Annotated in this window: 25 protein-coding genes; 5 read left to right on the forward strand and 20 right to left on the reverse strand. The window is 46.7% G+C overall.

Features of this window, described 5'->3' with window-relative positions; genetic code table 11:
* Window positions 1-155: 155 nt before the first annotated feature.
* The 5 genes from GJR95_RS26525 (at window position 156) to GJR95_RS26545 (ending at window position 3,234) form a co-directional block, all read left to right on the forward strand.
* Window positions 156-380 (forward strand): DUF433 domain-containing protein, encoded by a 225-nt coding sequence (locus GJR95_RS26525; protein ID WP_162388731.1) that lies wholly within the window; start codon window positions 156-158, stop codon window positions 378-380.
* Window positions 377-739, forward strand: a complete 363-nt coding sequence (locus tag GJR95_RS26530; protein ID WP_162388732.1) for a DUF5615 family PIN-like protein — start codon at window positions 377-379, stop codon at window positions 737-739. Before GJR95_RS26525 ends, GJR95_RS26530 begins: the two co-directional genes overlap by 4 nt.
* A gap of 13 nt (window positions 740-752) precedes the next feature.
* Complete coding sequence (locus GJR95_RS26535) at window positions 753-1,214, forward strand: hypothetical protein (protein WP_162388733.1); 462 nt, start codon at window positions 753-755, stop codon at window positions 1,212-1,214.
* 143 nt (window positions 1,215-1,357) lie between these two features.
* Window positions 1,358-2,698, forward strand: a complete 1,341-nt coding sequence (gene xylA, locus GJR95_RS26540; RefSeq protein WP_162388734.1) for a xylose isomerase — start codon at window positions 1,358-1,360, stop codon at window positions 2,696-2,698.
* Between the two features lie 80 nt (window positions 2,699-2,778).
* Complete coding sequence (locus GJR95_RS26545; RefSeq protein WP_162388735.1) at window positions 2,779-3,234, forward strand: nuclear transport factor 2 family protein; 456 nt, start codon at window positions 2,779-2,781, stop codon at window positions 3,232-3,234.
* 18 nt (window positions 3,235-3,252) lie between these two features.
* On the opposite strand, the gene GJR95_RS26550 is transcribed toward GJR95_RS26545, so the two are convergent.
* The 20 genes from GJR95_RS26550 to rplM form a co-directional block, all read right to left on the reverse strand.
* Complete coding sequence (locus tag GJR95_RS26550) at window positions 3,253-4,068, reverse strand: enoyl-CoA hydratase-related protein (protein WP_162388736.1); 816 nt, start codon at window positions 4,066-4,068, stop codon at window positions 3,253-3,255.
* Window positions 4,069-4,206: 138 nt separating this feature from the next.
* Entirely contained in the window at window positions 4,207-5,184 is a 978-nt protein-coding gene (locus tag GJR95_RS26555) for a radical SAM protein (RefSeq protein ID WP_162388737.1), read from the reverse strand.
* Window positions 5,185-5,253: 69 nt separating this feature from the next.
* Complete coding sequence (gene accD, locus GJR95_RS26560; RefSeq protein ID WP_162388738.1) at window positions 5,254-6,096, reverse strand: acetyl-CoA carboxylase, carboxyltransferase subunit beta; 843 nt, start codon at window positions 6,094-6,096, stop codon at window positions 5,254-5,256.
* 104 nt (window positions 6,097-6,200) lie between these two features.
* Window positions 6,201-6,899 (reverse strand): DNA alkylation repair protein, encoded by a 699-nt coding sequence (locus GJR95_RS26565; protein ID WP_162388739.1) that lies wholly within the window; start codon window positions 6,897-6,899, stop codon window positions 6,201-6,203.
* An 86-nt stretch (window positions 6,900-6,985) separates the two neighbouring features.
* Window positions 6,986-8,437, reverse strand: a complete 1,452-nt coding sequence (gene ftsZ / locus GJR95_RS26570; RefSeq protein WP_162388740.1) for a cell division protein FtsZ — start codon at window positions 8,435-8,437, stop codon at window positions 6,986-6,988.
* An 86-nt stretch (window positions 8,438-8,523) separates the two neighbouring features.
* Complete coding sequence (gene ftsA / locus GJR95_RS26575) at window positions 8,524-9,918, reverse strand: cell division protein FtsA (protein ID WP_174260233.1); 1,395 nt, start codon at window positions 9,916-9,918, stop codon at window positions 8,524-8,526.
* Window positions 9,915-10,688 (reverse strand): cell division protein FtsQ/DivIB, encoded by a 774-nt coding sequence (locus GJR95_RS26580; protein WP_162388741.1) that lies wholly within the window; start codon window positions 10,686-10,688, stop codon window positions 9,915-9,917. The genes ftsA and GJR95_RS26580 overlap by 4 nt, the downstream gene beginning before the upstream one ends.
* Before the next feature lie 37 nt (window positions 10,689-10,725).
* On the reverse strand, window positions 10,726-12,111 hold the full coding sequence (gene murC / locus GJR95_RS26585; RefSeq protein ID WP_162388742.1) for a UDP-N-acetylmuramate--L-alanine ligase: 1,386 nt from the start codon (window positions 12,109-12,111) through the stop codon (window positions 10,726-10,728).
* 64 nt (window positions 12,112-12,175) lie between these two features.
* Window positions 12,176-13,267: an undecaprenyldiphospho-muramoylpentapeptide beta-N-acetylglucosaminyltransferase gene (gene murG / locus GJR95_RS26590; protein WP_162388743.1), complete on the reverse strand. Its 1,092-nt coding sequence runs from the start codon at window positions 13,265-13,267 to the stop codon at window positions 12,176-12,178.
* 84 nt (window positions 13,268-13,351) lie between these two features.
* The gene (locus GJR95_RS26595) at window positions 13,352-14,473 is read right to left on the reverse strand and encodes an FtsW/RodA/SpoVE family cell cycle protein (protein ID WP_162388744.1); all 1,122 of its coding nucleotides are present in this window, start codon (window positions 14,471-14,473) and stop codon (window positions 13,352-13,354) included.
* A 39-nt stretch (window positions 14,474-14,512) separates the two neighbouring features.
* Window positions 14,513-15,865 carry a UDP-N-acetylmuramoyl-L-alanine--D-glutamate ligase gene (murD, locus tag GJR95_RS26600; RefSeq protein WP_162388745.1) on the reverse strand — a complete coding sequence of 451 codons (1,353 nt, stop codon included), beginning with the start codon at window positions 15,863-15,865 and terminating at the stop codon, window positions 14,513-14,515.
* 90 nt (window positions 15,866-15,955) lie between these two features.
* Window positions 15,956-16,288, reverse strand: a complete 333-nt coding sequence (mscL, locus tag GJR95_RS26605; RefSeq protein WP_162388746.1) for a large-conductance mechanosensitive channel protein MscL — start codon at window positions 16,286-16,288, stop codon at window positions 15,956-15,958.
* A gap of 73 nt (window positions 16,289-16,361) precedes the next feature.
* Entirely contained in the window at window positions 16,362-17,357 is a 996-nt protein-coding gene (locus tag GJR95_RS26610; protein WP_162388747.1) for a DUF3078 domain-containing protein, read from the reverse strand.
* A gap of 50 nt (window positions 17,358-17,407) precedes the next feature.
* Window positions 17,408-18,235: a mechanosensitive ion channel family protein gene (locus GJR95_RS26615; protein WP_162388748.1), complete on the reverse strand. Its 828-nt coding sequence runs from the start codon at window positions 18,233-18,235 to the stop codon at window positions 17,408-17,410.
* 226 nt (window positions 18,236-18,461) lie between these two features.
* Window positions 18,462-19,067 (reverse strand): RNA polymerase sigma factor, encoded by a 606-nt coding sequence (locus tag GJR95_RS26620; protein WP_162388749.1) that lies wholly within the window; start codon window positions 19,065-19,067, stop codon window positions 18,462-18,464.
* A 173-nt stretch (window positions 19,068-19,240) separates the two neighbouring features.
* Window positions 19,241-19,837: an RNA polymerase sigma factor gene (locus GJR95_RS26625; protein WP_162388750.1), complete on the reverse strand. Its 597-nt coding sequence runs from the start codon at window positions 19,835-19,837 to the stop codon at window positions 19,241-19,243.
* A 132-nt stretch (window positions 19,838-19,969) separates the two neighbouring features.
* Window positions 19,970-20,803, reverse strand: coding sequence for a translation elongation factor Ts (gene tsf / locus GJR95_RS26630; protein ID WP_162388751.1), 834 nt, complete (start codon window positions 20,801-20,803; stop codon window positions 19,970-19,972).
* A gap of 214 nt (window positions 20,804-21,017) precedes the next feature.
* Window positions 21,018-21,857 carry a 30S ribosomal protein S2 gene (rpsB, locus tag GJR95_RS26635; RefSeq protein WP_162388752.1) on the reverse strand — a complete coding sequence of 280 codons (840 nt, stop codon included), beginning with the start codon at window positions 21,855-21,857 and terminating at the stop codon, window positions 21,018-21,020.
* 165 nt (window positions 21,858-22,022) lie between these two features.
* Complete coding sequence (rpsI, locus tag GJR95_RS26640) at window positions 22,023-22,409, reverse strand: 30S ribosomal protein S9 (RefSeq protein ID WP_162388753.1); 387 nt, start codon at window positions 22,407-22,409, stop codon at window positions 22,023-22,025.
* 6 nt (window positions 22,410-22,415) lie between these two features.
* The gene (rplM, locus tag GJR95_RS26645; RefSeq protein ID WP_162388754.1) at window positions 22,416-22,859 is read right to left on the reverse strand and encodes a 50S ribosomal protein L13; all 444 of its coding nucleotides are present in this window, start codon (window positions 22,857-22,859) and stop codon (window positions 22,416-22,418) included.
* Between the last annotated feature and the right edge of the window lie 102 nt (window positions 22,860-22,961).

The following is a 22,961-nucleotide window of genomic DNA, read 5'->3' on the forward strand; positions in this document are numbered from 1 at the left end:
AGCAGCTTACACCAGTTATGAGTCGCTGACTCAGGCCGTCAAGGCTATCCTGGCTGAATTTGGCACCAAGTACACTATCCGATTTACTCAAAATCATTCTATAATTAATTCCGTCTGAGTACTTAGTTAATTAAGTTTGTATAAAACAGGTTAGTATGGTTGATTTTCGGCAAATTATTACCATTGAGCCCGGAAAACGGGGAGGTAAGCCCTGTATCCGGGGGATGCGGATTACTGTTGGCGATATACTGGGCTGGCTAGCGTCGGGAATGACAATAGATGAGATTATTAGCGACTTCCCAGAGTTAACAAAAGACGATATTTATGCCGCGTTGGCGTTTGCAGCAGCGAAAGAGAATAAACTGCGTATAGCAGCATGAAACTTTTGCTGGATCAGAATATTTCCTTCCGGGTTGCTAAAAAGCTCAAGAGCCATTTCGCTGTAGTTGAAGGCGTTCGCGAATGTGGACTGTACAACAAAGATGACCGGGCGATATGGGATTTTTGTCGTCAAAACGGCTACACAGTTGTAACGTTCGATGAAGATTTATTTGATTTAACAATCTTACACGGTCCTCCTCCTAAAATTGTATGGTTTCGAACAGGCAATTTATCGAATGACCAGATCATAGAACTCCTCATTCGCTACAAAGCCACTATTGAGTTCTTTATTCAGGATAATAGCATGGAATTAGATGGCTGTTTAGCTATTTACCAAAACGGTACTGTCCATTTGTAACCCGTAACGATATATGCATCCCACCTTCGCTAAACTCAATTACAAATCCCAACCCGAAATTACGGTCATCAACGCTCCGGAAGAGTTTGCGACCGTTGTTGATACAATGCGGCCGTTCGGGGCCATCATTACTAATCCTGAGGAAATTCAGCAGGGTTGCTTCATTATAGCCTTTGTGAAAACGCACCAGGAAGTTGATCAAATCAGCGCTCAGGTAGCGAACAAAATACAGGGTGATGGCCTGCTATGGTTCGCCTATCCGAAAGGCTCATCGAAAAAGTATACGTGCGATTTCAACCGGGACACCGGTTGGGCTGCATTGGGTGAACTCGGCTTTGAAAGCGTTCGGATGATAGCGATTGACAACGATTGGAGTGCATTACGTTTCCGCCGGGCCGAGTATATCAAAAAAATGACACGTCAGCCCAGCCGTGCCATGACCGATACCGGAAAGAGTAAAACCTCTGACGAATAAAGCACGTTGGCAGAGTCTTATTTTCTATCGATTCTGCTTTCAGCGAGTAGATAAGAAACCTGAAAGTCCAGTCTTCCTATAGTTGCTATAGTCCCAAGAGCTACTGACCTTTGGGACTTTATTTGTTTCAAAACCCTATAAGTATGTCTGGTACAAAATTAACCCTTGGCGAAAAAACGTATTTCCCATTTCTGGAAAAACCAGTCCAGTACGAAGGTCGCGAATCCGACAATCCACTAGCCTTCAAATTTTACGACGCTAACCGGCCCATCCTCGGAACGCCGATGAAGGATTTGTTCCGGTTTGCTACCGCCTACTGGCATACCTTCTGCGGAACTGGCGCTGATCCGTTCGGACCCGGCGTTAAACACTTTCCCTGGGATCAGAACGCGGATCGGCTCGCGGCTGCCCACGATAAAATGGATGCAGCCTTTGAGTTTATTACCAAAATCGGCATGGAATACTACTGTTTCCACGATGTCGATGTGGCTCCCGAAGGCAACTCCAATGCTGATTTCGAGAAGAACTTCCGCGCCATTGTCGATTATGCCAAACAGAAACAAGCCGCTAGTGGTGTTAAACTGCTCTGGGGTACTGCCAATCTGTTCTCTCACGAACGCTACATGAATGGTGCTTCTACCAATCCAGACTTCCATGTACTGGCGCACGGAGGCTGGCAGGTGAAGAACGCTATCGACGCAACGATTGAGCTAGGTGGCCGGGGTTACACGTTCTGGGGTGGTCGTGAAGGCTACATGTCCCTGCTCAATACCAATATGAAGCGGGAACAGGAGCACCTGGGTAAGTTCCTGCAAATCAGCCGGGACTATGCCCGTAAGCAGGGTTTCAAAGGCGCTTTCTACATCGAGCCAAAACCGATGGAGCCTACGAAACACCAGTATGACTTTGATGCAGCTACGGTAGTAGGCTTTTTGAACCGTTTTGGCCTGCAGGATGATTTTGAGTTGAACATCGAGACAAACCATGCCACTTTAGCCAGTCATACCTTCGCGCACGAGTTGCAGGTAGCTGCCGACAACAACATGCTCGGATCGCTCGATGCCAACCGGGGCGACTACCAGAATGGCTGGGATACTGACCAGTTTCCGGTGGATGTTTATGAATTGACCGAAGCCATGCTGGTGATTCTGGAAGCAGGTGGTTTAAAATCAGGTGGCGTAAATTTTGACGCCAAGACACGCCGAAATTCGACGGATCTGGAGGATATTTTTATTGCTCACATTGGCGGTATGGACACGTTTGCCCGTGCAGCCATTGCCGCCGAAGCCATTCTGGGCAAGTCAAAATACAAGCAGTTGCGGGCCGATCGGTACGCAAGCTATGACAGCGGTGAGGGCGCTCGTTTTGAAAAGGGCGAGCTGACTCTGGACGACCTGCGGGCGTATGCCTTAGCTAATGGCGAGCCTAAACAGCTCAGCGGCAAGCAGGAGCTATACGAAATGATTCTTAATCAGTATATTTAACCAGGTTTTAGAATAGCTGTGCCACGGTTTGGAACCGTGGCACAGCTCATGACTGACATTATGACTCTACCTTTCATCTTATGAAAATTGTACTGCTACTTCTGATAACCCTTGCTTTTTGCCCAGCCATTGCCCAAACATCCAGTACTGATGAAGCGGCTGTTCGGGCTTCTGTCAATCAATTGTTCGAGGGTATGAAAAAAGCCGACTCGACAATGATAAAGCTCATCTTTACACCGGGTGCCCGCTTACAAACGGTTGTTAATAAGCAAGGTGAAGTATCCGTACAGGACGATGCTATTGGTAAATTTATATCATCCGTCGGGAAGGCGAAGCCCGGTGCTCTCGACGAGCGGCTATCCGGCATGGATATCAAAATTGATGGTGAACTGGCCACCGCCTGGACGCCCTACTCGTTTTACTACAATGGGCAGCAAAGTCACTGCGGAGTCAATGCGTTTACACTGGTAAAAATGGCAGGCATCTGGAAAATTCAGAATATTATTGACACCCGAAGAAAGCAGGGCTGTCCATAGACCAGGTTCAAAGCGAGTCTACAGCTGCCAGTTGGGTTTTCGTTTTTCCAGAAAAGCAGCCATTCCTTCTCTGGCATCGGGCGTCTGCTGAAGCTGCTGGAATTGTTCGTACAGATAGGCCTGCTGTTCATTTGACGGCAGGTTTTTTAGTTGCTGATAGGCCCGCAGCCCAAACTGCATAGCCGTTGGAGAGAATTGCATCAGTTCATCCGTCAGATCTTTAATTGCAGCGTCCAAACTGGTGAATGGCACTACGCGAGTTACCAGACCCAACGCCTGCGCATCCGTAGCCGACAGTGTTCTGGCTCGTAAACACAAATCGATAGCCGTTCGGGCAGGTATAATCTCAAGCAGAACAGCCAGTACCTGAAATGGAAATAATCCGCGTTTTACCTCCGGCAAACTAAACGTAACCGACTCAGCCGCAATCGCGTACGTACTACCTCCTACGAGCAAAAAACCACCCGCATAAACCGGTCCCTGTATGCAGGCAATGCATGGCTTGTACAGGTCGGCCAGTAGCTCCCCTAACCGAATCGGCCCCGACGGTTCAGGAACGGTAGTCTCTTCCAGCTCTCCCACCGATAACGATTTCAGATCCATACCGGCGCAAAACGTGTCGCCCGCTGCCGCCAGAACAACTTGCCAAACCGATGTATTATAATGGGCATGGGTAAGCGCAAAAGCCAGTTCGTTCAGCATAACCGGGTTCAGGGCATTCTTCTTTTCGGGCCGGTTAAGTGTTATCGTCAGCACATGGTCGTCGAGCGATGTCAGCAGATAACGAAAGCCGTTGGTAGGTAGCTGAGCGGTTTGATCGGCGGTGTAAAACATGGGCGAAAAGTAGTGAATTACCGTTTACGATTTTATGCCTGTTACTTAGCCATTGGAATGGGGGTCTTGCCCGGATTTTATCTACTGCGAGCCGACGTTGATGGGCGATCCAGGATCCGAAAGATCCTGAAAAAACAACTAGACTAACTGTTTCCAGGTCCCTTTTACCCAATTGTATTTGAGTGTACTGGGCAAAGCCTTCCACCAGTATTTATTCATCTCGACGGCAAATGACGGCTGCATATAGCAGTTGATCACACAACCCTCACAACCAGGCAACCGGCCTTCCAGCGCTACTAACTTCTGAACTTCCTCGGAACGGTAAAGGTCATGCAAACGACCATCGATGGCGAAGTCTTTCAGGCCTAAGTGATAACAGGGCAGCACTAATTTATTTTCAGGAGAAATAACGATCGTCGTGCTGGCCGCTTTACAAATTGGGTCATCAATGTGGTTGCCCCCATCGAGCCGAAGCTGGATAAACGCTTCATTGAGGTAAACGTTCTTCTGTTTGCCCCACCACGATAACTCGCTCAGCGCCTGATCAGACAAACGGGCACCAGTCTCAACGGTATTATACTCAAAAACAGGATTCAGGATCAGTACCAGCTTGTTAGGCAGGCAAATTTCCTCGTGCATCTGCCTGATTTGCTGAATGTTTCGATCAAATACCGTAAACAGAATATCAGGTCGTTCACCCAGTTGACGGGCCAGCGCAATCGATTCCATCACCTTGTCGAAACACCGCACTCCCCGCGACTGATCGTGCTCTTCAGCCACGGGAGAATCGAGCGAGAAATGGAGCATATCGACCAAGCCCCGCAACCGTTCGGCATATTTTGGATACAGGAGTGCGTTGGTCGTTACGGTTGTGATGAAACCAAGCTGCTTCGCTTCCTGGAGTAGTTCGGGTAACTGGCGGTGTAGCAAAGGTTCGCCACCCGTAAAATCAACTACCCGAACGCCCAGTTTCTTCAGATCACGCAGATTGTCACGTGCATTCTCCAGTGTAACGTAAGGCGAAGGCCGCTCCCAGATATCACAAAAACTACATGTGGCGTTACAGCGGTACGTCACATAGTAGTTACACAAAACCGGATGGGAGACTAGGCGCATAAGCAGAGAGCGAGGAACATGGGGCACGGGGCGGAATAACTCGGTCTGCCCCGTGCTCCTCGCTCTACGCTATTGAAGCATTCTGAACAGGTTCGTCAATTTATCTTTCAAATCTTTCCGATCAACGATAAAATCGAGAAAGCCATGATCCAGAACAAATTCGGCGCTTTGGAAACCTTTGGGCAAATCTTTACCAATGGTTTCGCGAATAACGCGGGGACCGGCAAAACCAATCAACGCTTCTGGCTCGGCAATATTAAAATCGCCAAGCATCGCATAGGACGCAGTCACTCCACCCGTTGTAGGATCAGTTAGTAGCGATACGTAAGGTATTTTAGCTTCCGATAACAGGGCTAGTTTTGCTGAGGTCTTGGCCATTTGCATGAGCGAAAAACCAGCTTCCATCATCCTTGCACCACCCGATCGGGATATCATCAGGAAAGGTGTCTTATTTTTAATGGCATAATCGATGGCACGGGCAATTTTTTCGCCAACGACCGATCCCATCGAACCGCCAATAAAGTTAAAATCCATAACCGCCATCGTTACCGTAGTACCATTCATTAGGCCATAGGCCGTTCGAACAGCATCTTTCAGTCCGGTTTTGGCGATCGTTGACTTTACCCGATCCGGATAGGCTTTTGTATCGACAAATTTCAGTGGATCGGCAGACGTCATGTTTGCATCGAGTTCGGTGAATTCGTTATCATCGAACAGGATAGAAAAATAGGCCTCTGAGCCAATTTTTTCGTGATAATTACAATGAACACAGGTGTAGGCATTGAGCTTATGCTCACGTGTATGCATTGCTTTTTTGCAGTTTGGGCATTGATACCACAGACCGTCGGGAGCCTCCCGTTTCATTTCGGTCGGGGTTTGAATACCCTTATCTTTTCGGACGAACCAAGACATAGTCTAAGTTTACAGTTGATAGCCTGCTGTCAGACAGGCCGGTTTTTAGTTGACAGTGCCAATATGGGGCGTAAAGATACGAAGACCATTGGCCAATCTCCCATCTATAGTGTCAGATAATACTTTCGTCGAGCTGGTTCAAATTTTTCGATGGCATAGCGTAGCGCCGTACGAGGCATTTGGTGGATATGATCATGCAAAAATTCCTCAAGTGCATCCACGTTACGCTTACCAATTTCACGAAGCATCCAGCCCACTGCTTTGTGAATCAGATCGTGTTTATGGGTCAGTAAGGCCTCCGAAATAGCGAATGTGTCGGCAAATTGACCTGCCCGAATGAAAGCCATTGTCGAAACAATAGCAATCCGCTGGCTCCACAAATGATCTTCCTGAGCCAGTTCATACAATACAGACCGATCATTCTGGAGCAAGGGCCGACCAACAAGATGCGGGCAAGTGACATCAACCAGATCCCAGTTGTTGATGTAACGTCGATTCGCTACATATCGATCCATTAGGGCCTCCCGTTCTATCGAACTTGTTTTTCTAGCCTGATAAACCCAGATCAAGAGCCCAGTCATTCGCATTTCGTGAAACGGTTCACGGAGTAATTGTTCCACATCCTCCATTGGAAGACGCAGGTATTGTTTGGCTATACTGTGTTGCTGCGGCATGGAAAGCCCCAGAAATTGATCACCTTCTCCATATTGACCGGGCTTTGTTTTAAAAAACCAGGCTGAAACTTTGGCCCGTTCAGGGTCAGCATGGGCCAGTAAGTTAGTTTTTACGTCCCTATAGGTCACAGATTGTCTTACGCTGTCTTGATCAAGTATAGCAAAGAAAAAGGGCTTCCACCAGGAAAGCCCTTTTTGTATAAAGATAAAGTTGCTTAATCATTCAACTTCGAGCGCACGAATTCATTTTCGGGCAACATAGGCGTTGAGTAAAGCACTGTTTTGTTTCGTTCGAACGCGGGCCGATCAAGATCAGAAGCCGAATACTGCCCTTTCACAAACGCGTCAATCGTGCGTTTAATCAGGTCAGCATCGTCATGCCGTTCTTCGTCATCCATAACCAGCGTACCCCCATTGTCATCATGGGTTGGCCGGAAACCATTTATCTGTTCAGGGCGAACGATAGTTGCCCCATTGAGCCCTGTAGGCGTCAATTGACGTTCATCAACTTTCGTGGTAATACCTATCGGTTCGGGTGTAGTCTCCTCTGGTTCGCTCTCAACAGGCACTAATTCGTCTGCTGGCAACTCCTGATGCAGAACGTCGACAAGGGTTGTGTCGGGCTCCGATACTTCTTCGACTTCAGGCTGTTGCTCGGCTTCAGGACTCGTTGGGCCTTTAAGCTGCTCCATCAGCGCATTCGTACTATCGAAACCAGCCGCAATAATTGTTACCCGCAAACTATCGCCAAGATTTTTATCCGTAATAGCGCCAAACTTAAACATTCGGGCTTCGGCCTGAATCTTTTTAGCAACATGTTCTGAAATAGCCATTTGCTCTTTCAGCTTCATGGCATGTTCCCGGCTCGACGAAATTGTAAGCAGAATACGCTTCGCTCCGCGAATGTCGTGGTCATTGAGCAAGGGAGAATTTAAGGCTGCTTCAATAGCATTGAGCGCCCGATCTTCGCCACCTGCTTCAGCAGACCCCATCACCGACTGACCGGCTCCTTCAAGGACTTTCTTGACATCGGCAAAATCTGCGTTGATATCACCCTGTGTTGTGATGATTTCAGCGATACTTTTCACCGCATTAGCCAATACATCATCAGCATGGGCGTAGGCATCCGTCCAGGTAAGTTCGCTATACAATTCAGCCAGCTTATCATTCAGAACAACCAGCACGGTATCACAACTTTTCTTGAGTTTCTCAATACCTTCACGAGCCTGCTCCTTCTTGTCTGTGCCTTCAAAGTAGTATGGAGCGGTTACAACGGCTACTGTTAACAAGCCCATTTCGCGGGCCACTTCGGCCACAACGGGAGCCGCACCCGTACCCGTACCACCACCCATACCCGCCGTGATGAACACCATCTTGGTAGGCGGAGCCAGCAGGTTTCGAATTTCTTCGATACTAGCACGAGCAGCATCTTCACCAGCCTTAGCCTCCGTTCCCGCGCCCAGCCCATCGCCCAGTTGTAACTTGGTTGGCACAGGGTTGCTCATAAGCGCCTGCCGGTCCGTGTTACAAACAGCAAAGTTTACATCCTTCATTTCCAGGTTGTACATGTGCTTGACGGCATTACCTCCCATGCCTCCTACGCCCACAACCTTGATTATTGTTGGATTATCGTCTGGTATTTCGAATCTATAGCCCTGACTAAGCATCTTATTCGGTGGTGTCTTTTTGTGTAAATTAACAAAACTGCCTGTATACGATTAAACCGGCCTGACACCGGTTAAGCCCTAACCCGCTAATAAGGATCGGTTTCGCTACCCCGAATTGGCTGAAGCGCTTCCTTAAGCCAACTCAAGAATCCTCCTTTTTCCTTTTTAGGCGGCTCTTTCTCGAGTGGTTTATCACGACCGCTTAGTACTGGATTGTGATAAGGTGGCCGGACAGGTGCAGGTGTTTGTTCTTCGATATAAGCTGCCCGTGCCGGATCGCTGATGAACGAGATGCGGTTGTCAATAGTTTTATAGCCTGCCCATACCAGACCAACGGCCGTCGCATAAGCGGGATCACCCACTAAATCGGCTCGTCCGTTAGGCTCAAGATGTTCTGGATAGCCGACCTTTGCTTCTGTACCGGTTACACGACTGAAAATATGTTCGACACCCGGCACAAGAGCAGTTCCGCCAGTCAGTACAATACCGGCCAGCAATTTACCTTCATACCCGGCACGAATGACCTCAGCCTGCACCAGAGCCGCAATTTCGCGCAACCGGTCTTCAATAATGACGGCTACATTCTTTAATAGAACATCTTTCGGTTTGCGATTACTCAAACCAGGCACAGCCACTACTTCATTAATGTTGTATTCAGATGGATCGGCATTACCGAATCGCTTTTTCAGCTGTTCGGCCTGGTCAGGCATGATTTTACATCCCGACTGAATATCGGCAGTCAGGCTGTTACCTGCCCACGGGAATACGGCAACATGCCGTAACACGCCCCGGTAATAAATAGCCAGTTCGGTAGTTCCTCCCCCAATATCGACCAGCGCAACACCCGCATCTTTCTCTTCATCAGTCAGTACTGCCAGCCCCGAAGCTAACGGAGACAGCATCATTGTTTCCTGCTGAAGATTATTCCGCATGATGCACTTGCGAACATTCCGGGCCGCATTTGCCTGAGCTGTAATCAATTGAAAATCAGCGCCCAGCTTAACACCATTCCGACCAACGGGTTGATTGACGTTTGTTTCGCCATCGACCACAAAATCCATTGGCAACACGTGAATGATCTCTTTATCGGCCGGAATCGATGTGCGATACATATCGCTCAGCAGGTGATCAATATCTTCGACCTGAATTTCATCGCCCGACGACGAACGAGTGATGCTGCCGCTCGATTTGACAGATAAAACGTGAGCTCCACTAAAACTTACATTGACCAGGTGGATATTCAGATTCGATTGGTTCGATGCTTCTGCTACAGCCCGCCGAATAGCACTCACCGTATTATTAACATTCACCACCGATCCTTTGGTAACACCATCTGCCAGTGGTGTTTCTCCGACGCCCAGCACTTCGAGCGTTTCCTGATCTTTGTTATTTCGGACTACCCGGCCTGCCACTGCACATACTTTTGTGCTACCGATGTCAAGGCCTACTACAATTTTGTCGCCAATGCTTGTCGTCGTCATTCGCACACGATTTGATTTCTGTATTGGACGCTCACCCTGCGGTATCGGTCCCACCCTTTTGCCGGTAGAACGTCCGTATAAAATAATTTCAGTTTCTTCAGCTTGGCCTCCAGATCGGTTGGTGGTCCTACTTCAATCTGGTGGTTGCCCATCTGCGGCCACATTGTCACCTCCCCCTGCTCATCTACCGATAATTCAGCGATTTGAGCTCGCCAAAACGGATCGTCATGGATTCGTTTCAGCAATTCCAGCAGGGGCCGATTCCGTTCGCTCGCCAGCGAACGATTTTTGGCAAAATATTTGCCGGTTAACATAGGTACGCGGGCCGAATAATTCATCGAAACTGGAAAAAACCGTCCTTCTTCGCTTACATATTGCCCCGATACCGTTCGCACTCCCTCACCCGAAGCCATCAAACGGGCTACTGGCCTAGGTTGTTCGATCGAGACGAGCAGGTCGCCCGTGAGATCACGAAAAACCTGGCAATCTCTAACTAAACCATGTTGCCGCAACCGCTCTTCCAATTGATGGAAGTCAAGCTCCGTGTATTCTTTACCGATAACCGGATCTGCTCCGCCATTGGTCAGATAACCCGTCACATCCCGTCGTGTCAGGAAGGAATGCCCATCGACCTGATCGATATGAACAACAACCGCTTTAACTCGTTTCTGCTTATGCCGAATTTCGGTAAAAGCAATCAAGATAAATAGAACAAAAAGCCCCCCGATTGCGAACAACCACTTCTTGATTGATTTAAAGGTAGAAAACATCTGTGTATAAGCTAAGTCGTTATCCAGATATTTTTATCTATTGGTCTTTTAAGACACTTTTCAAGGCTGGTAACATTTGATCAATATCGCCAGCACCAATAGTAACAAGTAACGGAGGCTTCATTTCCCGCACAACGTCGAGTAGGTCGGCTTTGGTACTTGATCGTTTATTTTTAGACCGAATATCGCGAAAAATCAATTCTGAGGACACGCCTTCGATCGGTAATTCGCGAGCAGGATAAATATCCAGCAGGATCACATTATCGGCCAATGACAAACTTTCGGCAAAACCGGCAGCAAAATCGCGGGTCCGGCTGAACAAATGTGGCTGAAATATTGCTGTTAGCTCGCGATCCGGATACAATGCTTTAACCGATGATAAAAAGGCTTTAACTTCCTCCGGATGGTGGGCATAATCATCGATCAGGACAGCATCATCCGTTTTAAGCACATACTCAAACCGCCGACGTACGCCTAAGTAACTGTTCAGTGCATCTCGAATTGCCTCTGACGATACACCCAACTTTAGCGCCACAGCGCCGGCGGCTACAGCATTCTCCACATTATGGAATCCTGGCACGATCAGTTCAATACCAGAAATAACGCCTTCGGGATGCACTAAATCGAATATAAACGATGCATTTTCGATCTTAAGATTCTGGCTATAATAATCGCCCTCCTGAAGAGAATACTGCCGAACCGTTGCTTTTGTTTTATCAGCTAACGATAGCCCTTTCTTCATGAACAACATTCCGGCCGGCTCAATCTGACCAACAAATTTGCCAAATGATTCAAGCACAGCATCATGCGCACCGTAGATGTCCAGATGGTCGGCATCGGTAGAGGTCACAATTGCCAGATGCGGAAACAATGTCAGAAATGATCGGTCGAACTCATCCGCTTCAACCACGCAAACAACCGAGCGAAGGTCACTGGCCGGTTCATTGAGCAGAAAATTCGTACCGTAGTTATTGGTGATTCCTCCCAGAAAAGCAGCACAATTTACGCCCGAATGACGCAGGATATGAGCCACCATCGACGACGTTGTCGTTTTACCGTGCGTTCCTGCTACCCCGACAGTTTTCATCTGACCCGCCAACAGGCCCAGGACCTGCGAACGTTTCTGTAAGGTGAAGCCATTTTCGGTCAGGTAGATGTACTCCTGATGCGTTTTTGGCACGGCTGGCGTATAGATGACAAGCGTCTCGGCTGGGTTCTGGCGGAACGAAACCGGTATCTGTTCAACGTCCTCCAAAAAATGGATGGCCATACCTTCGGTTTGTAGTGCGGTCGTAAGCGCAGTAGGGGTTTTGTCATAACCGGCTACACCATACCCGTTCACGCCGAACCAGCGGGCCAGCGCACTCATGCCGATACCGCCAATACCAAGAAAATAAATGTACTTAAACTGATCTAATGTCATTCTATTCGTGCGGAAAAGAAATATAGAAAGGGTTATAGCTTCCTTTTCTATATTGTCACTCCCCTTATTTGGTAAGTTTTATTACTTCTTCTGCAATGTCACGGGCAGCATTTGGTTTCGCCAGTGTCTTAATTTCAGTACTCAGTTGTTGACGTTGCACTGGATTGTTCAATAAATTCAAGGCTGCCGTTATGAGTTCTTCGCGAGCAGTACGGTCATTGACCAGTAAGGCCGCATTCTGTTCGACCAGACTCATTGCATTTTTTGTCTGGTGATCTTCAGCAGCCGTGGGCAAAGGTACTAGAATAGCCGGTCTGCCTACTAAACAAAGTTCTGATACGGACAAAGCACCCGCTCTTGACACCACCGCATCAGCAACTGCGTAGGCTTTATCCATCTCATAAATGAAATCATAAGCTTTGATCAGTGGCGATCCGGTGGCTGCAATGGCCGTTCGCGCCCGTTCGATGAAAGCGGGGCCTGTTTGCCAAACGACCTGAACACCGGCATCAACAAATCGCTGAAGACCTGCTTCCAGACTTTCGTTTAGGGTTCTCGCGCCCTGACTACCGCCAATAACCAATAGAGTTGGCCGGGTAGATTCCAGGCTAAATAATATACGCCCGGCGTCAGTTTGCTGGTCGGCAGATTGAATATCGCTACGTACCGGATTACCAGTCAATTTGATTTTGTCGGCCGGAAAAAAAGCATCCATGCCCGGATAGGCGACGCAAATTCGTTTTGCCCATCGTGCCAGTGCTTTGTTCGTTAACCCGGCATAGGAATTCTGCTCCTGAATTAGCGTTGGAATACCTTTCATTGATGCCACCAGTAGTAAGGGGCCGCTGGCATAGCCACCAACGCCAACAGCTGCATCGGGGCGAAAATCGCGGACAATTTGCTGTGCACGCAGGAAACTCTGGCCTAGCTTGAACGGGAAAGCCAGGTTAGCCAGCGTCAGTTCGCGCTTGATACCGACAACAGGTAATCCTACGATCTTATAGCCGGCTCGTGGAACTTTTTCCATCTCCATCTTCCCTTCGGCTCCTACAAACAAAATCTCGGTAGCCGGATCTATTGCTTTCAATTCGTTGGCAATGGCAATAGCCGGATAAATGTGTCCGCCTGTTCCGCCCCCGCTGATGATTATTCTCATAGTGTTCCGTTTGCAGTTTTGGGATTTCAGTAAGCGGCACCTCTTATACCTTTGAGCCGCTACTAGTAACCCAAAACCGACTACTTATATTTTACTTTCATCGGCTTCGTCACGGCTGACGCTCAACACAATGCCAATGGCTAGTCCAGTAAATATTAAGGATGTACCTCCCATACTGAGTAAGGGTAATGGCTGACCTGTAACGGGAGCCAGACCAATGGCCACACATATACTGGCAAAAGCCTGAAAAACAATGCTGAATGTTAAGCCTGCGGACAGAAGTCCGCCGAACGGTCGTGTTGTTTTTTGAATTGCTTTAATGCCTCGCCAAAGAAACCAGATATACGCCAGCACAACTGGAATGCCGCCCAGTAAGAGGCCATACTCTTCAACGATAATGGCATAAATAAAGTCGGAGAAGGGATTTGGCAGCGTGTTTCGCTGGTGGCTATTACCCGGCCCCTGGCCTGTTAGTCCACCATTGGCGAGCGCGATGTAGGATTGTTCGACCTGATAGAGTACTGTATCGGAATCCATGAAGCTTTTAATCCGGTTTGTAGCCGTTCCAAACCGTTGCCCCAGGTATAATCCAATTCCACCAAATACAATGCAAGCCCCGACCATGATAGCCAGATATCGAACCGGAACCCGACCAATATACATGAGCAGGAAGCAGGTTGCACCTAATAAGAGGGCCGTTGATGTATTGGAGAGTACGATTAGGGAGCAGATAAGCGCAATCCAGAAAATCATGTTGATCAACACACTAGGATCGCTCATGAACCGTTGCCGCTTGGCCAGCATGGCCGCAAGACTCGAGATCAGCGCCAGTTTCGCCAAATCTGATGGCTGAAACGTCTGATTAATAATTGGAATCGTGACCCAGCGCGACGCATCATTTAGGGTCGATCCTTTGAAGAACGCCCATAGAAGCAATGGTATTGATAACCACAAACCAAATTTAGCCAACCTGGCATAATAAATGTAGTTGATCCGGTGAGCGAAATAGGTGCAAACCAGGCCCAGCATTAAGAGAGATCCGTGTTTAAGCAGAAAGATCTCGGTATTACCGTCCAGTTCCCGGAACGCCTTTGTACCGGTTGCGCTATACACAACCAGTACGCTCATAATTGATAAATAGAGGACAATCCACCAGATTTGGCGGTCGCCTTTAAGATGAGTTCGAATCCAGTCGCGAAGGGCCATGTTTTACTGATGAATTAGGAGTGATGAATGATTTTGCATTTATGTATTCATCATTAAGTCTTTAACGGCAGCTTTGAATTGATTACCGCGATCTTCATAATTTTTAAACAAATCAAAACTGGCGCAGGCTGGTGACAGTAAAACAGCATCGCCCGGTTGCCCCCATTCGAGGCCTTTTGCCACTGCGTCTGTCACACTCTGGGTTTCGTAGATCGTCGCTACCTTATTGCCGAAGTAACTTACTAATTTGTGGTTATCAATCCCTAAACAAATCAGCGCTTTTACTTTCTGGCGTACAACTTCGTCGAGCTGGCTGTAATCATTCCCTTTATCCTGGCCTCCCGCAATCCAGATTGTTGGAACCTCCATACTCGATAAGGCATAAAATACCGAATCGACATTCGTTGCTTTGGAGTCATTAATAAACTGAACGCCATTAACGGTTCCAGCCGGTTCGAGACGGTGGGCCGCATTCTGAAATGTCTTAAGTCCTTCTGCAATTGACTCAATAGCAATGCCTACCGACTGAGCGGCCAGCACAGCAGCCAACGTATTAATGGCATTGTGGGGCCCACGAAGCGTTGTGTCAGCCATGGCCAGTCGAAAAATCGACGAACCATAGGTTGCGACTAACTCTCCATTTGTCAGATAGCCACCGGGAGCCACCGATGTTTCGAGTGAAATGGGCAGTTGGTTTACAACCGGACTGCGCTTTGCCAGTTCGTTCTGAATGGGTAGGCTTTCCTGAAAATAGATAAATGTATCTTCGGGTTGGGCGTTTTGAATAATCCGGAATTTTGAATCAGTGTAGTTCTGGAAATTATAGTTATATCGATCAAGATGGTCGGGCGTAATGTTGAGCAGCACCATCACGTCGAGGTGCGTATCATACATATCATCCAGTTGAAAACTACTTAGCTCCAGCACGTAATAATCGAATGAATCGTCGATTACCTGGGCGGCAAAACTATCCCCCACATTACCTGCCAGCCCAACATTAAGCCCGGCAGTTTTAAGCAAATGATAAATCAGGAGTGTTGTTGTCGTTTTTCCATTACTACCTGTAATACCAATTAGTTTTGCTTTCGTGTAACGGGCAGCAAATTCAATTTCCGAAATAACAGGTGTTTGCTGCTCTTTCAACTTTAGCACTAACGGCACTGTTTCCGGGATACCTGGACTTTTAATTACTTCAACAGCATCAAGAATATGTTCTTCAGTGTGCTTTCCTTCTTCAAATGAAATATTGGCGGCTCGCAAAGTTGCTCTGTAGCTTTCCTTCAAAGCTCCTTTGTCTGACAAAAAAACCTCAAAACCTTTTGCCTGAGCCAGCAAAGCTGCCCCTACACCGCTTTCGCCACCACCCAGAATTGCAATTTTCTTCGTTACCATAGTCAATCAAACGATTGGCAAAATAACGCATAAATGAAGAAGCCCCGGTCATTGACCAGGGCTTTTCGTTCATTTTTTTCAAAATACACTTTATTCCTTAGGAGGTATAGAGTTTGAGAAACGAGCACGGTTTGCCGCTTTTACAATCAGGAAAACAACCCAGGCAATGACTAAAAACTGGATCAATACGTTCAGGAAATTACCATACCGGATCGCTACTTCGGGCGTTGTACCTACGGCTTCCTTCAAAACAATTTTCAACTGGCTAAAGTCAATACCACCAATTACTAATCCTAAGATCGGATTAATGATATCCTCCACCAAAGATGTAGTGATTTTACCAAAAGCCGCGCCGATAATAATACCGACGGCCAGATCAAGCACATTACCCTGGGCAATGAATGCACGAAATTCACTTAGCATAAGACTCCTTGGTTTTAGGTTAGAATTTGTTTACTACTATGCACTTGTCAAGCTATATAATACTGCAGTCAAATCAAAATCGCCCAGGCAACGGGTCAGTTGCTTTGATTGGATCTTTTTTCTTACGGAACGAGCTGATATTGTACGACAAGCCAATAGCCAGTGTTTGCTGAATCTGTAGATCAGGGCCAAAATCTTTATTATAAAGGGCAATTAAGCCAAAGGTTGTGCTCAAATAGCGGCTTACTTTAGCGGTTAAAATCAGATCGAGCCGATGATTGATGTTGTCTAATTCTGCATAGTTTGTAAACAGCTGATAACGGGCATTTATCGAGACGTTTTCACTCAAATTACGATTTAGGGCCGCCTGTAATTGAAAAGCAAGCCATTCTGTTCGCACGCTCTTGCCCGGTTGAACTCCATACGCGACTTGAGTCGGATCGGCTACAAATGAGCCATCTGCTAACTCACGTACCCGAACAGCATCGTCGGCCAGAAACGTAAACCGGGGCGCAATTGGGCTCATCCGAAGCGAAAACCAATCGTTAGGCTTGTAAGCGATTCCGGCCGCAAACGTGAATTGAGCCGGTGCAAAAAAATTCGACACCTTCAACCGGGTTTGATCAGCAGGGATCTTATCATACCGATAACCAGGGGCAAAAAACGTATTGAAGGTTCCCGAAATAAACAAGTCCCATTTCGGTGCAATTTGACGTCCCAGAACCGAAATCAGGATAATCTGATCGGCTGCCTTACGCGTATTGCCAATCTGCCGAACATACCCCAGCTGAAGATCAGCCGTGTTATCCCAGGATATTTTCCCTTTGTCGTATAAAGCGCGGGCGGCAACGACTGCTCCTATTGCAATGGAATTAACACCCCCACCCGACCAGTTGCTAAATGATGCCTGGTTAAAGTTAACACCCCCACTAAACGACTTTTGCCAGTAGGAGGTGTCGGGCTTAACAGCTACCGTATCTTTAAAATTGGTTGTAATTCTTGTGGAGTCCTGACCAAATGCGTTAGTGAGGCTTATCCAGCAGACGAGCGTATAGATAACGTTTTTCATACTACCTAAGACGGTCGAACTTCCATTAAGATACATACGAAGGAGACTTTTTAACTAAAAATTTCCACCTTTTTCGTTTGCAGGACCTGCAATGGAAACACAGTCGTTGTCTCACCAGTCTGAAGTGTCAGGGAAGTCGTGTCTACTTTAACGATTTCGCCCTTTATATCATCAATCTGAATCGTCTGGCCTTCTTTGTATTTATTTCTGGAATAAAATGAGGACAGTATGTTAGCCATCACATCACGTGAAGCGATTCCGTATCCTATTGCAAACGCGAAGATCCCTCCTCCAATGACCAGATTAAAACTTGATTCAAGCAGTTCCGTATTAATTCCTGCCTGACCCAGTGCGCTGATGATGGTAATAACCAGGAAGAAAACAAACACAATCGTACTCAGTAGCCGTCCAGAAGAAATGTTAAATGACTGGCATACATTCAATACTGTGGTCCTGAGCGTATCAGCCAGTAAAACACCTACTTGTAACATGATAGCGGCTGCAATTACTTTCGGAATGAAATTAACCAGCGATGAAACCATTTCAGTAATAGCGGCTACGCCCAGCGTTTCAGTAGCTGCTGTTATAAAAACCAGTAGAACGAAGTAATACAGAACCTTACTGACTATTTCGCTCAGTTTTATCTCCGTATTAAGCTGTTTAATAATACTGATTTCGTTTAGTCGACTACCAATTTTATCAAAGCCCACTTGCGCCAGAATTCGCCGGACGATGAACGCAATTAGTCGGGCAACACCAATGCCAATCAATAAAATAACGAGTGCGCCTAGTATACGAGGTACAAATTCGACAAATTGGTCAATGAGGGTTTGAAAGGTGTTGCGTAAAATTTCTGTTATATTCGGGAGTTGTTTCATAGAGTTACGGCGTTCATATTCAGCCTATTCTGGATTAATGAGGGGGATTAGCCAGTACAGAAACTACGCCAAACAGGTCGCCAACGTATAGCTCTATGACAGTAGTAACATCTCGAATCATGTCTATTTCCGAAATTAGTTCGGTTTTTAAATGGGGGGGACATTCTGCGTCCGGCTCCATTTCTTGGAATGGATTAGGAGTTTCCATAGGTTATAAGCAGGGTAATTATCGAAATGGCCATCGAATCGATAAAGCAGCTTTAATGGCCAACAGTAGCCAAAACAAAGCGGCTTCGAGGTAATACTTGCGGAGTTTATCACGGCTACGCTTCAAACGCATTTTCACCGCACTCTCGGTTATTCCGTTTAAATCTGCAAGCTCACGAATGCTGATATTATCCTGGTACTTCATTAATAACAGGCTTTGCTCTGTTGGATCAAGCTGTTCCAGGGCCAGCTTAAGTTTTTGCGCTTCCATCTCGGCTAATTCAGCCAATCCGTCATCAGCTCCCAGATCTAACCGCTCCCACCCTTCATCCATATACACTTCTGTACGCCGTTGTGGCGACCGCATATGATCAGTGCAGTGATTATAGGTAATCGAATACAACCAGGTAGAAAATTTGGCCTGTTCCTTAAAGCCTCCAAGCTTAATAACAAGCTTCAAAAATATGTCATGTGTCAAATCTTCGGCCTGTAGCGGATCCTTGGTAAATGATAGGCATTTTCGGTATACTTTATCGCAGTAGCGTTCGTATAAACGCTCGAAATAAGCGTTCTTCTGCGTTTCGATATATAACCGGACCAATTCTTCGTCCGAAAAGTGCTTCATTTGATTCGGTAGTGCTCGTTAAGACCCGAAAAACAATCAAAGTAACGGATTTCGTTCATTAAACTAATGAAAGGTTTCGATCACACTATAAAGCATAGCAAAATACCTACCAATTAGTAGGTGTATTGAAGTGTTGACTAAAATAAATACTTAATTCTTTTTTTGATAGATAATTAACTATACATTAACTCATAAGGCAACGTATCATCAATAAGCACTTCTCCATAAAATTGACGTAACCGATCGCGGGAACGTTTGAGCCGCATTTTAACGGCACTATGTGTTAAAGAAAATTGATCAGCAATTTCTTTAACACTAACTTCATCCATATATTTCATCCGTAACAGCCCTTGTTCTTCGGGCTCCAGACGAGTCATGGCCAGTTTCATTTGCCGCTCAGTTATCTCAGCGAATTGATTTTCTGTTAGCTGATCTGGATCACTTGTAAATAAAGCAGTAATGTCGTAGCATTCATCCAGCGCCAACCCCTGTTTTATACGGGGCGTTCGGATTTGATCGGTACAATGATTGCGGGTAACTGAATAAAGCCAGGTAGAGAATCGAGACTCCTGTTTATAACTATTTATCTTATTAAGTAACTTTATGAAAATATCCTGCGTTAAATCTTCTGCTTGTATTTCGTCTTTAATAAATAGTAAACATCTGCGCCGAACTTTAGGGCAGTAACGCTCATACAATGCATTAAAATAGCTATTCTTACGTGTTTTAATGTACAGTTTTACGAGGTCTTCATCCGTAAAATTTTCCATTCTGTTCGTAGGTAGAGGGAGTTAATACTATTTCCTCTACCTACGAATAACAACTAGTTTTCGATTTCATTAAAAAGTATAAAACCTGGCAAATTTGCCAGGTTTTATTAAACGGTAGGTAACACCAAGAAATTAACCGATAGCCACGCGTTTGAACGCCGATACGGTTAATCCTTTACTGGTTTTATCGAGCAGTTGTGCAATCGTTAATGAGTTGTCTTTAACAAACTCCTGATTGAGCAACGTATTCTCTTTATAGAACTTATTTAGTTTACCCAGAGCAATTTTTTCAAGCATTGCTTCGGGTTTGCCTTCCTGACGAGCCTGCTCTTTACCAATTTCAATTTCACGCTGAACAATAGTGGCATCAACACCATCTTTATCCAGAGCAACCGGTTTCATAGCAGCAATCTGCATCGCGATGTCTTTACCGACTTCGGTCACATCCGTACCATTCGTATTCGACAGGCCAACCAGTACACCTAATTTACCGTTCGAGTGAATGTAAGACACAACTTTATCACCCGAAACAGTTTCGAATGAAGCGACATCAATTTTTTCACCGATTTTACCCATCAGATCAGTGATATGATCCTGAAGAGCACGGCCATCGGCTTGAGGTGTTGCCAATAAAGCAGCTTTGTCAGTTGCATCGGTTGCAACAGCAGTGCTCATGATGGCCATTGCCAGGTTCTGAAAGTCAGCAACTTTCGAAACGGGTTCTGTTTCGCAAGCCAACGCAATCACTTTCCCACTTTTGCCATCCTGGCTAACGTGTGCCAGTACAATACCTTCAGCCGTTGCGTTGTCAGCACGTTTGTCGGCTATTTTCTGACCCTGCTTCCGCAGAATCTCTTTTGCTTTTTCAAAATCGCCATCGGCTTCGGTGAGGGCTTTTTTACAGTCCATCATGCCAGCTCCGGTCTCTTGCCGAAGTTTGTTTACGTCAGCAGCAGTAATTGCCATAGTAATAGGTGATTGTCGATTTAAATTTCCAAAAATTATTTGGTACTCAGCAAGTCGTGTCTGAAATGGAATAGCCCATAGCGGCTGGCTACGGGCTATTTCCTTAAGTCATAAAACGATCCGTCGTAGCGGTTTTATAGTTAACAAGTTATTACGCAATGGCCCACTTCGGACCCAACCATACAACCAGCTGACTATACAGTTTTATAACTTTTTATGCTTCCGTCTCGTCTTCAGCCACAGCAGCTGGTGCTGATTCTGCTTCAGGTTGTTCAGCAGTGGCGCCTTCGGCCTTAGCTTGCGCAAGGTCTTCGGCACGCTTAGCATCTTCTTCTTCCTGAACGCGCTGATCATCTTTATCCTGTTTCCGCTCCATCAGGCCTTCTTCAATAGCTTTACCGATAGCGAGCGTAATCAGCGAAATAGACTTATAAGCATCGTCATTAGCCGGGATTGCAAAATCAACATCTTCCGGATTCGAGTTCGTATCGCACATAGCAAATACGGGAATGCCCAGGCGATGTGCTTCTGCAACAGCAATGTGCTCACGCTTTACGTCAACAACGAACAAAGCAGCTGGCAAACGGGTCAGGTCGGCAATACCGCCTAATACGCGTTCCAGTTTCTCTTTGTCGCGGGTACGGGTCAAACGCTCCCGCTTGGCAATGCTCTTGATGGTCTCCTCATCTTTCAGCATTTTATCCAGCGTTTGCATTTTCTTCAGCGACTTGCGAATCGTAGCGAAGTTCGTCAACATACCGCCCTGCCAGCGATCTGTTACGTAAGGCATTTTCAGACGACGTGCTTCTTCAGAAACAATCTCCTGTGCCTGTTTTTTCGTTGCGACAAACATTACCTTCCGGCCCGAGCGAACAATTCCTTTAATCGAATTGCAGGCTTCGTCGAGAGCGGCCAATGTTTTATTGAGGTCAATAATATGGATGCCGTTCTTCTCCATGAAGATATACGGAGCCATCCGGGGGTCCCACTTACGCGTAAGGTGGCCAAAGTGCACACCAGCGTCCAGGAGGTCTTTATATTCGATTTGTGCCATTTCTAAAAATGAACAATAAAAAATGAATAATGAAAAAATACGCAGCACCGCGCATCGGCATCATCTAAGCGCAGTCTGGACTTGAGTTAATGGATAATGAGTAATGAAGAACGTACGATGGCCAAAATGTTCATTATACAGATCACATCGGTCATTATGCATTGGCTAGCGTTTCGAGAACTGGAACCGACGACGAGCTTTCCGGCGACCGTATTTCTTACGTTCAACCATACGCGAATCCCGAGTCAGGAAGCCTTCTTTCTTGAGGGCAGGACGGAAATCAGCGTTCAGCTCAACCAGCGCACGGGCAATTGCCATACGGGTTGCTTCGGCCTGACCAGCCACTCCGCCACCACGAACGTTAACTTTTACGTCGTAGCCACCAACACCGTTAACAGTCGAAAACGGTTGGTTCAAAATGATTTGCAGTACTTCGGTTGGGAAATATTGTTTGTAATCTTTCCCGTTTACCGAGATGGCCCCGCTGCCCGCCGACAAATAAATGCGGGAGATGGCAGTTTTACGCCGGCCAATGGTGTTAATACGATCCATTATGACTTAGAATTTAACTGCTTTGGGTTGCTGAGCCTCGTGCGGATGTTGGTCACCAGCATAAACGTACAGGTTGGTATACAACCGACGACCAAGCCGATTTTTAGGCAACATGCCTTTTACGGCGTGTTCGATGATACGCTCGGGGTGCTTTTCAAGCAGCAGCCGGGGCGTTGCGAACCGTTGACCACCGGGATAACCCGTGTGGCGGACATAAACTTTGTCGGTCAACTTCGAGCCGGTCAGGCGAACCTTGTCGGCATTGATGACGATCACGTTATCCCCGCAATCAACGTGTGGCGTGAAGTTTGTTTTGTGTTTGCCGCGAATCAGGCGTGCGATTTGGCTGGCCAGCCGACCAAGCACTTCACCCTGAGCGTCAACCACAATCCACTCCTTCTGCACCGTTTCTTTGTTGGCAGAGATGGTTTTGTAACTGAGCGTATTCACTGTTATGGAGACTAATTAATTGATTTCTAATGATTTGCCTACAAAAAAGCACTCCCGCTTTCGAAACGGGAGTGCAAATATACGCGGTATGACGCTGAAAAA

This window comes from Spirosoma endbachense (assembly GCF_010233585.1).
In the GTDB taxonomy this organism is placed as follows: Bacteria; Bacteroidota; Bacteroidia; order Cytophagales; family Spirosomataceae; genus Spirosoma; species Spirosoma endbachense.

Coding starts and splice junctions, on each gene's coding strand:
- rpsI (WP_162388753.1), bottom strand. CDS start 22,409: ATGGATCGTATTAACACCATTGGCCGGCGTAAAACTGCCATCTCCCGC.
- GJR95_RS26530 (WP_162388732.1), top strand. CDS start 377: ATGAAACTTTTGCTGGATCAGAATATTTCCTTCCGGGTTGCTAAAAAG.
- GJR95_RS26610 (WP_162388747.1), bottom strand. CDS start 17,357: ATGAAAAACGTTATCTATACGCTCGTCTGCTGGATAAGCCTCACTAAC.
- GJR95_RS26620 (WP_162388749.1), bottom strand. CDS start 19,067: ATGAAGCACTTTTCGGACGAAGAATTGGTCCGGTTATATATCGAAACG.
- murC (WP_162388742.1), bottom strand. CDS start 12,111: ATGACATTAGATCAGTTTAAGTACATTTATTTTCTTGGTATTGGCGGT.
- accD (WP_162388738.1), bottom strand. CDS start 6,096: ATGTCTTGGTTCGTCCGAAAAGATAAGGGTATTCAAACCCCGACCGAA.
- xylA (WP_162388734.1), top strand. CDS start 1,358: ATGTCTGGTACAAAATTAACCCTTGGCGAAAAAACGTATTTCCCATTT.
- murG (WP_162388743.1), bottom strand. CDS start 13,267: ATGAGAATAATCATCAGCGGGGGCGGAACAGGCGGACACATTTATCCG.
- ftsZ (WP_162388740.1), bottom strand. CDS start 8,437: ATGCTTAGTCAGGGCTATAGATTCGAAATACCAGACGATAATCCAACA.
- GJR95_RS26525 (WP_162388731.1), top strand. CDS start 156: ATGGTTGATTTTCGGCAAATTATTACCATTGAGCCCGGAAAACGGGGA.
- murD (WP_162388745.1), bottom strand. CDS start 15,865: ATGGTAACGAAGAAAATTGCAATTCTGGGTGGTGGCGAAAGCGGTGTA.
- GJR95_RS26595 (WP_162388744.1), bottom strand. CDS start 14,473: ATGGCCCTTCGCGACTGGATTCGAACTCATCTTAAAGGCGACCGCCAA.
- GJR95_RS26545 (WP_162388735.1), top strand. CDS start 2,779: ATGAAAATTGTACTGCTACTTCTGATAACCCTTGCTTTTTGCCCAGCC.
- GJR95_RS26580 (WP_162388741.1), bottom strand. CDS start 10,688: ATGTTTTCTACCTTTAAATCAATCAAGAAGTGGTTGTTCGCAATCGGG.
- GJR95_RS26550 (WP_162388736.1), bottom strand. CDS start 4,068: ATGTTTTACACCGCCGATCAAACCGCTCAGCTACCTACCAACGGCTTT.
- GJR95_RS26625 (WP_162388750.1), bottom strand. CDS start 19,837: ATGGAAAATTTTACGGATGAAGACCTCGTAAAACTGTACATTAAAACA.
- tsf (WP_162388751.1), bottom strand. CDS start 20,803: ATGGCAATTACTGCTGCTGACGTAAACAAACTTCGGCAAGAGACCGGA.
- rpsB (WP_162388752.1), bottom strand. CDS start 21,857: ATGGCACAAATCGAATATAAAGACCTCCTGGACGCTGGTGTGCACTTT.
- GJR95_RS26535 (WP_162388733.1), top strand. CDS start 753: ATGCATCCCACCTTCGCTAAACTCAATTACAAATCCCAACCCGAAATT.
- mscL (WP_162388746.1), bottom strand. CDS start 16,288: ATGCTAAGTGAATTTCGTGCATTCATTGCCCAGGGTAATGTGCTTGAT.
- GJR95_RS26555 (WP_162388737.1), bottom strand. CDS start 5,184: ATGCGCCTAGTCTCCCATCCGGTTTTGTGTAACTACTATGTGACGTAC.
- GJR95_RS26615 (WP_162388748.1), bottom strand. CDS start 18,235: ATGAAACAACTCCCGAATATAACAGAAATTTTACGCAACACCTTTCAA.
- ftsA (WP_174260233.1), bottom strand. CDS start 9,918: ATGACGACGACAAGCATTGGCGACAAAATTGTAGTAGGCCTTGACATC.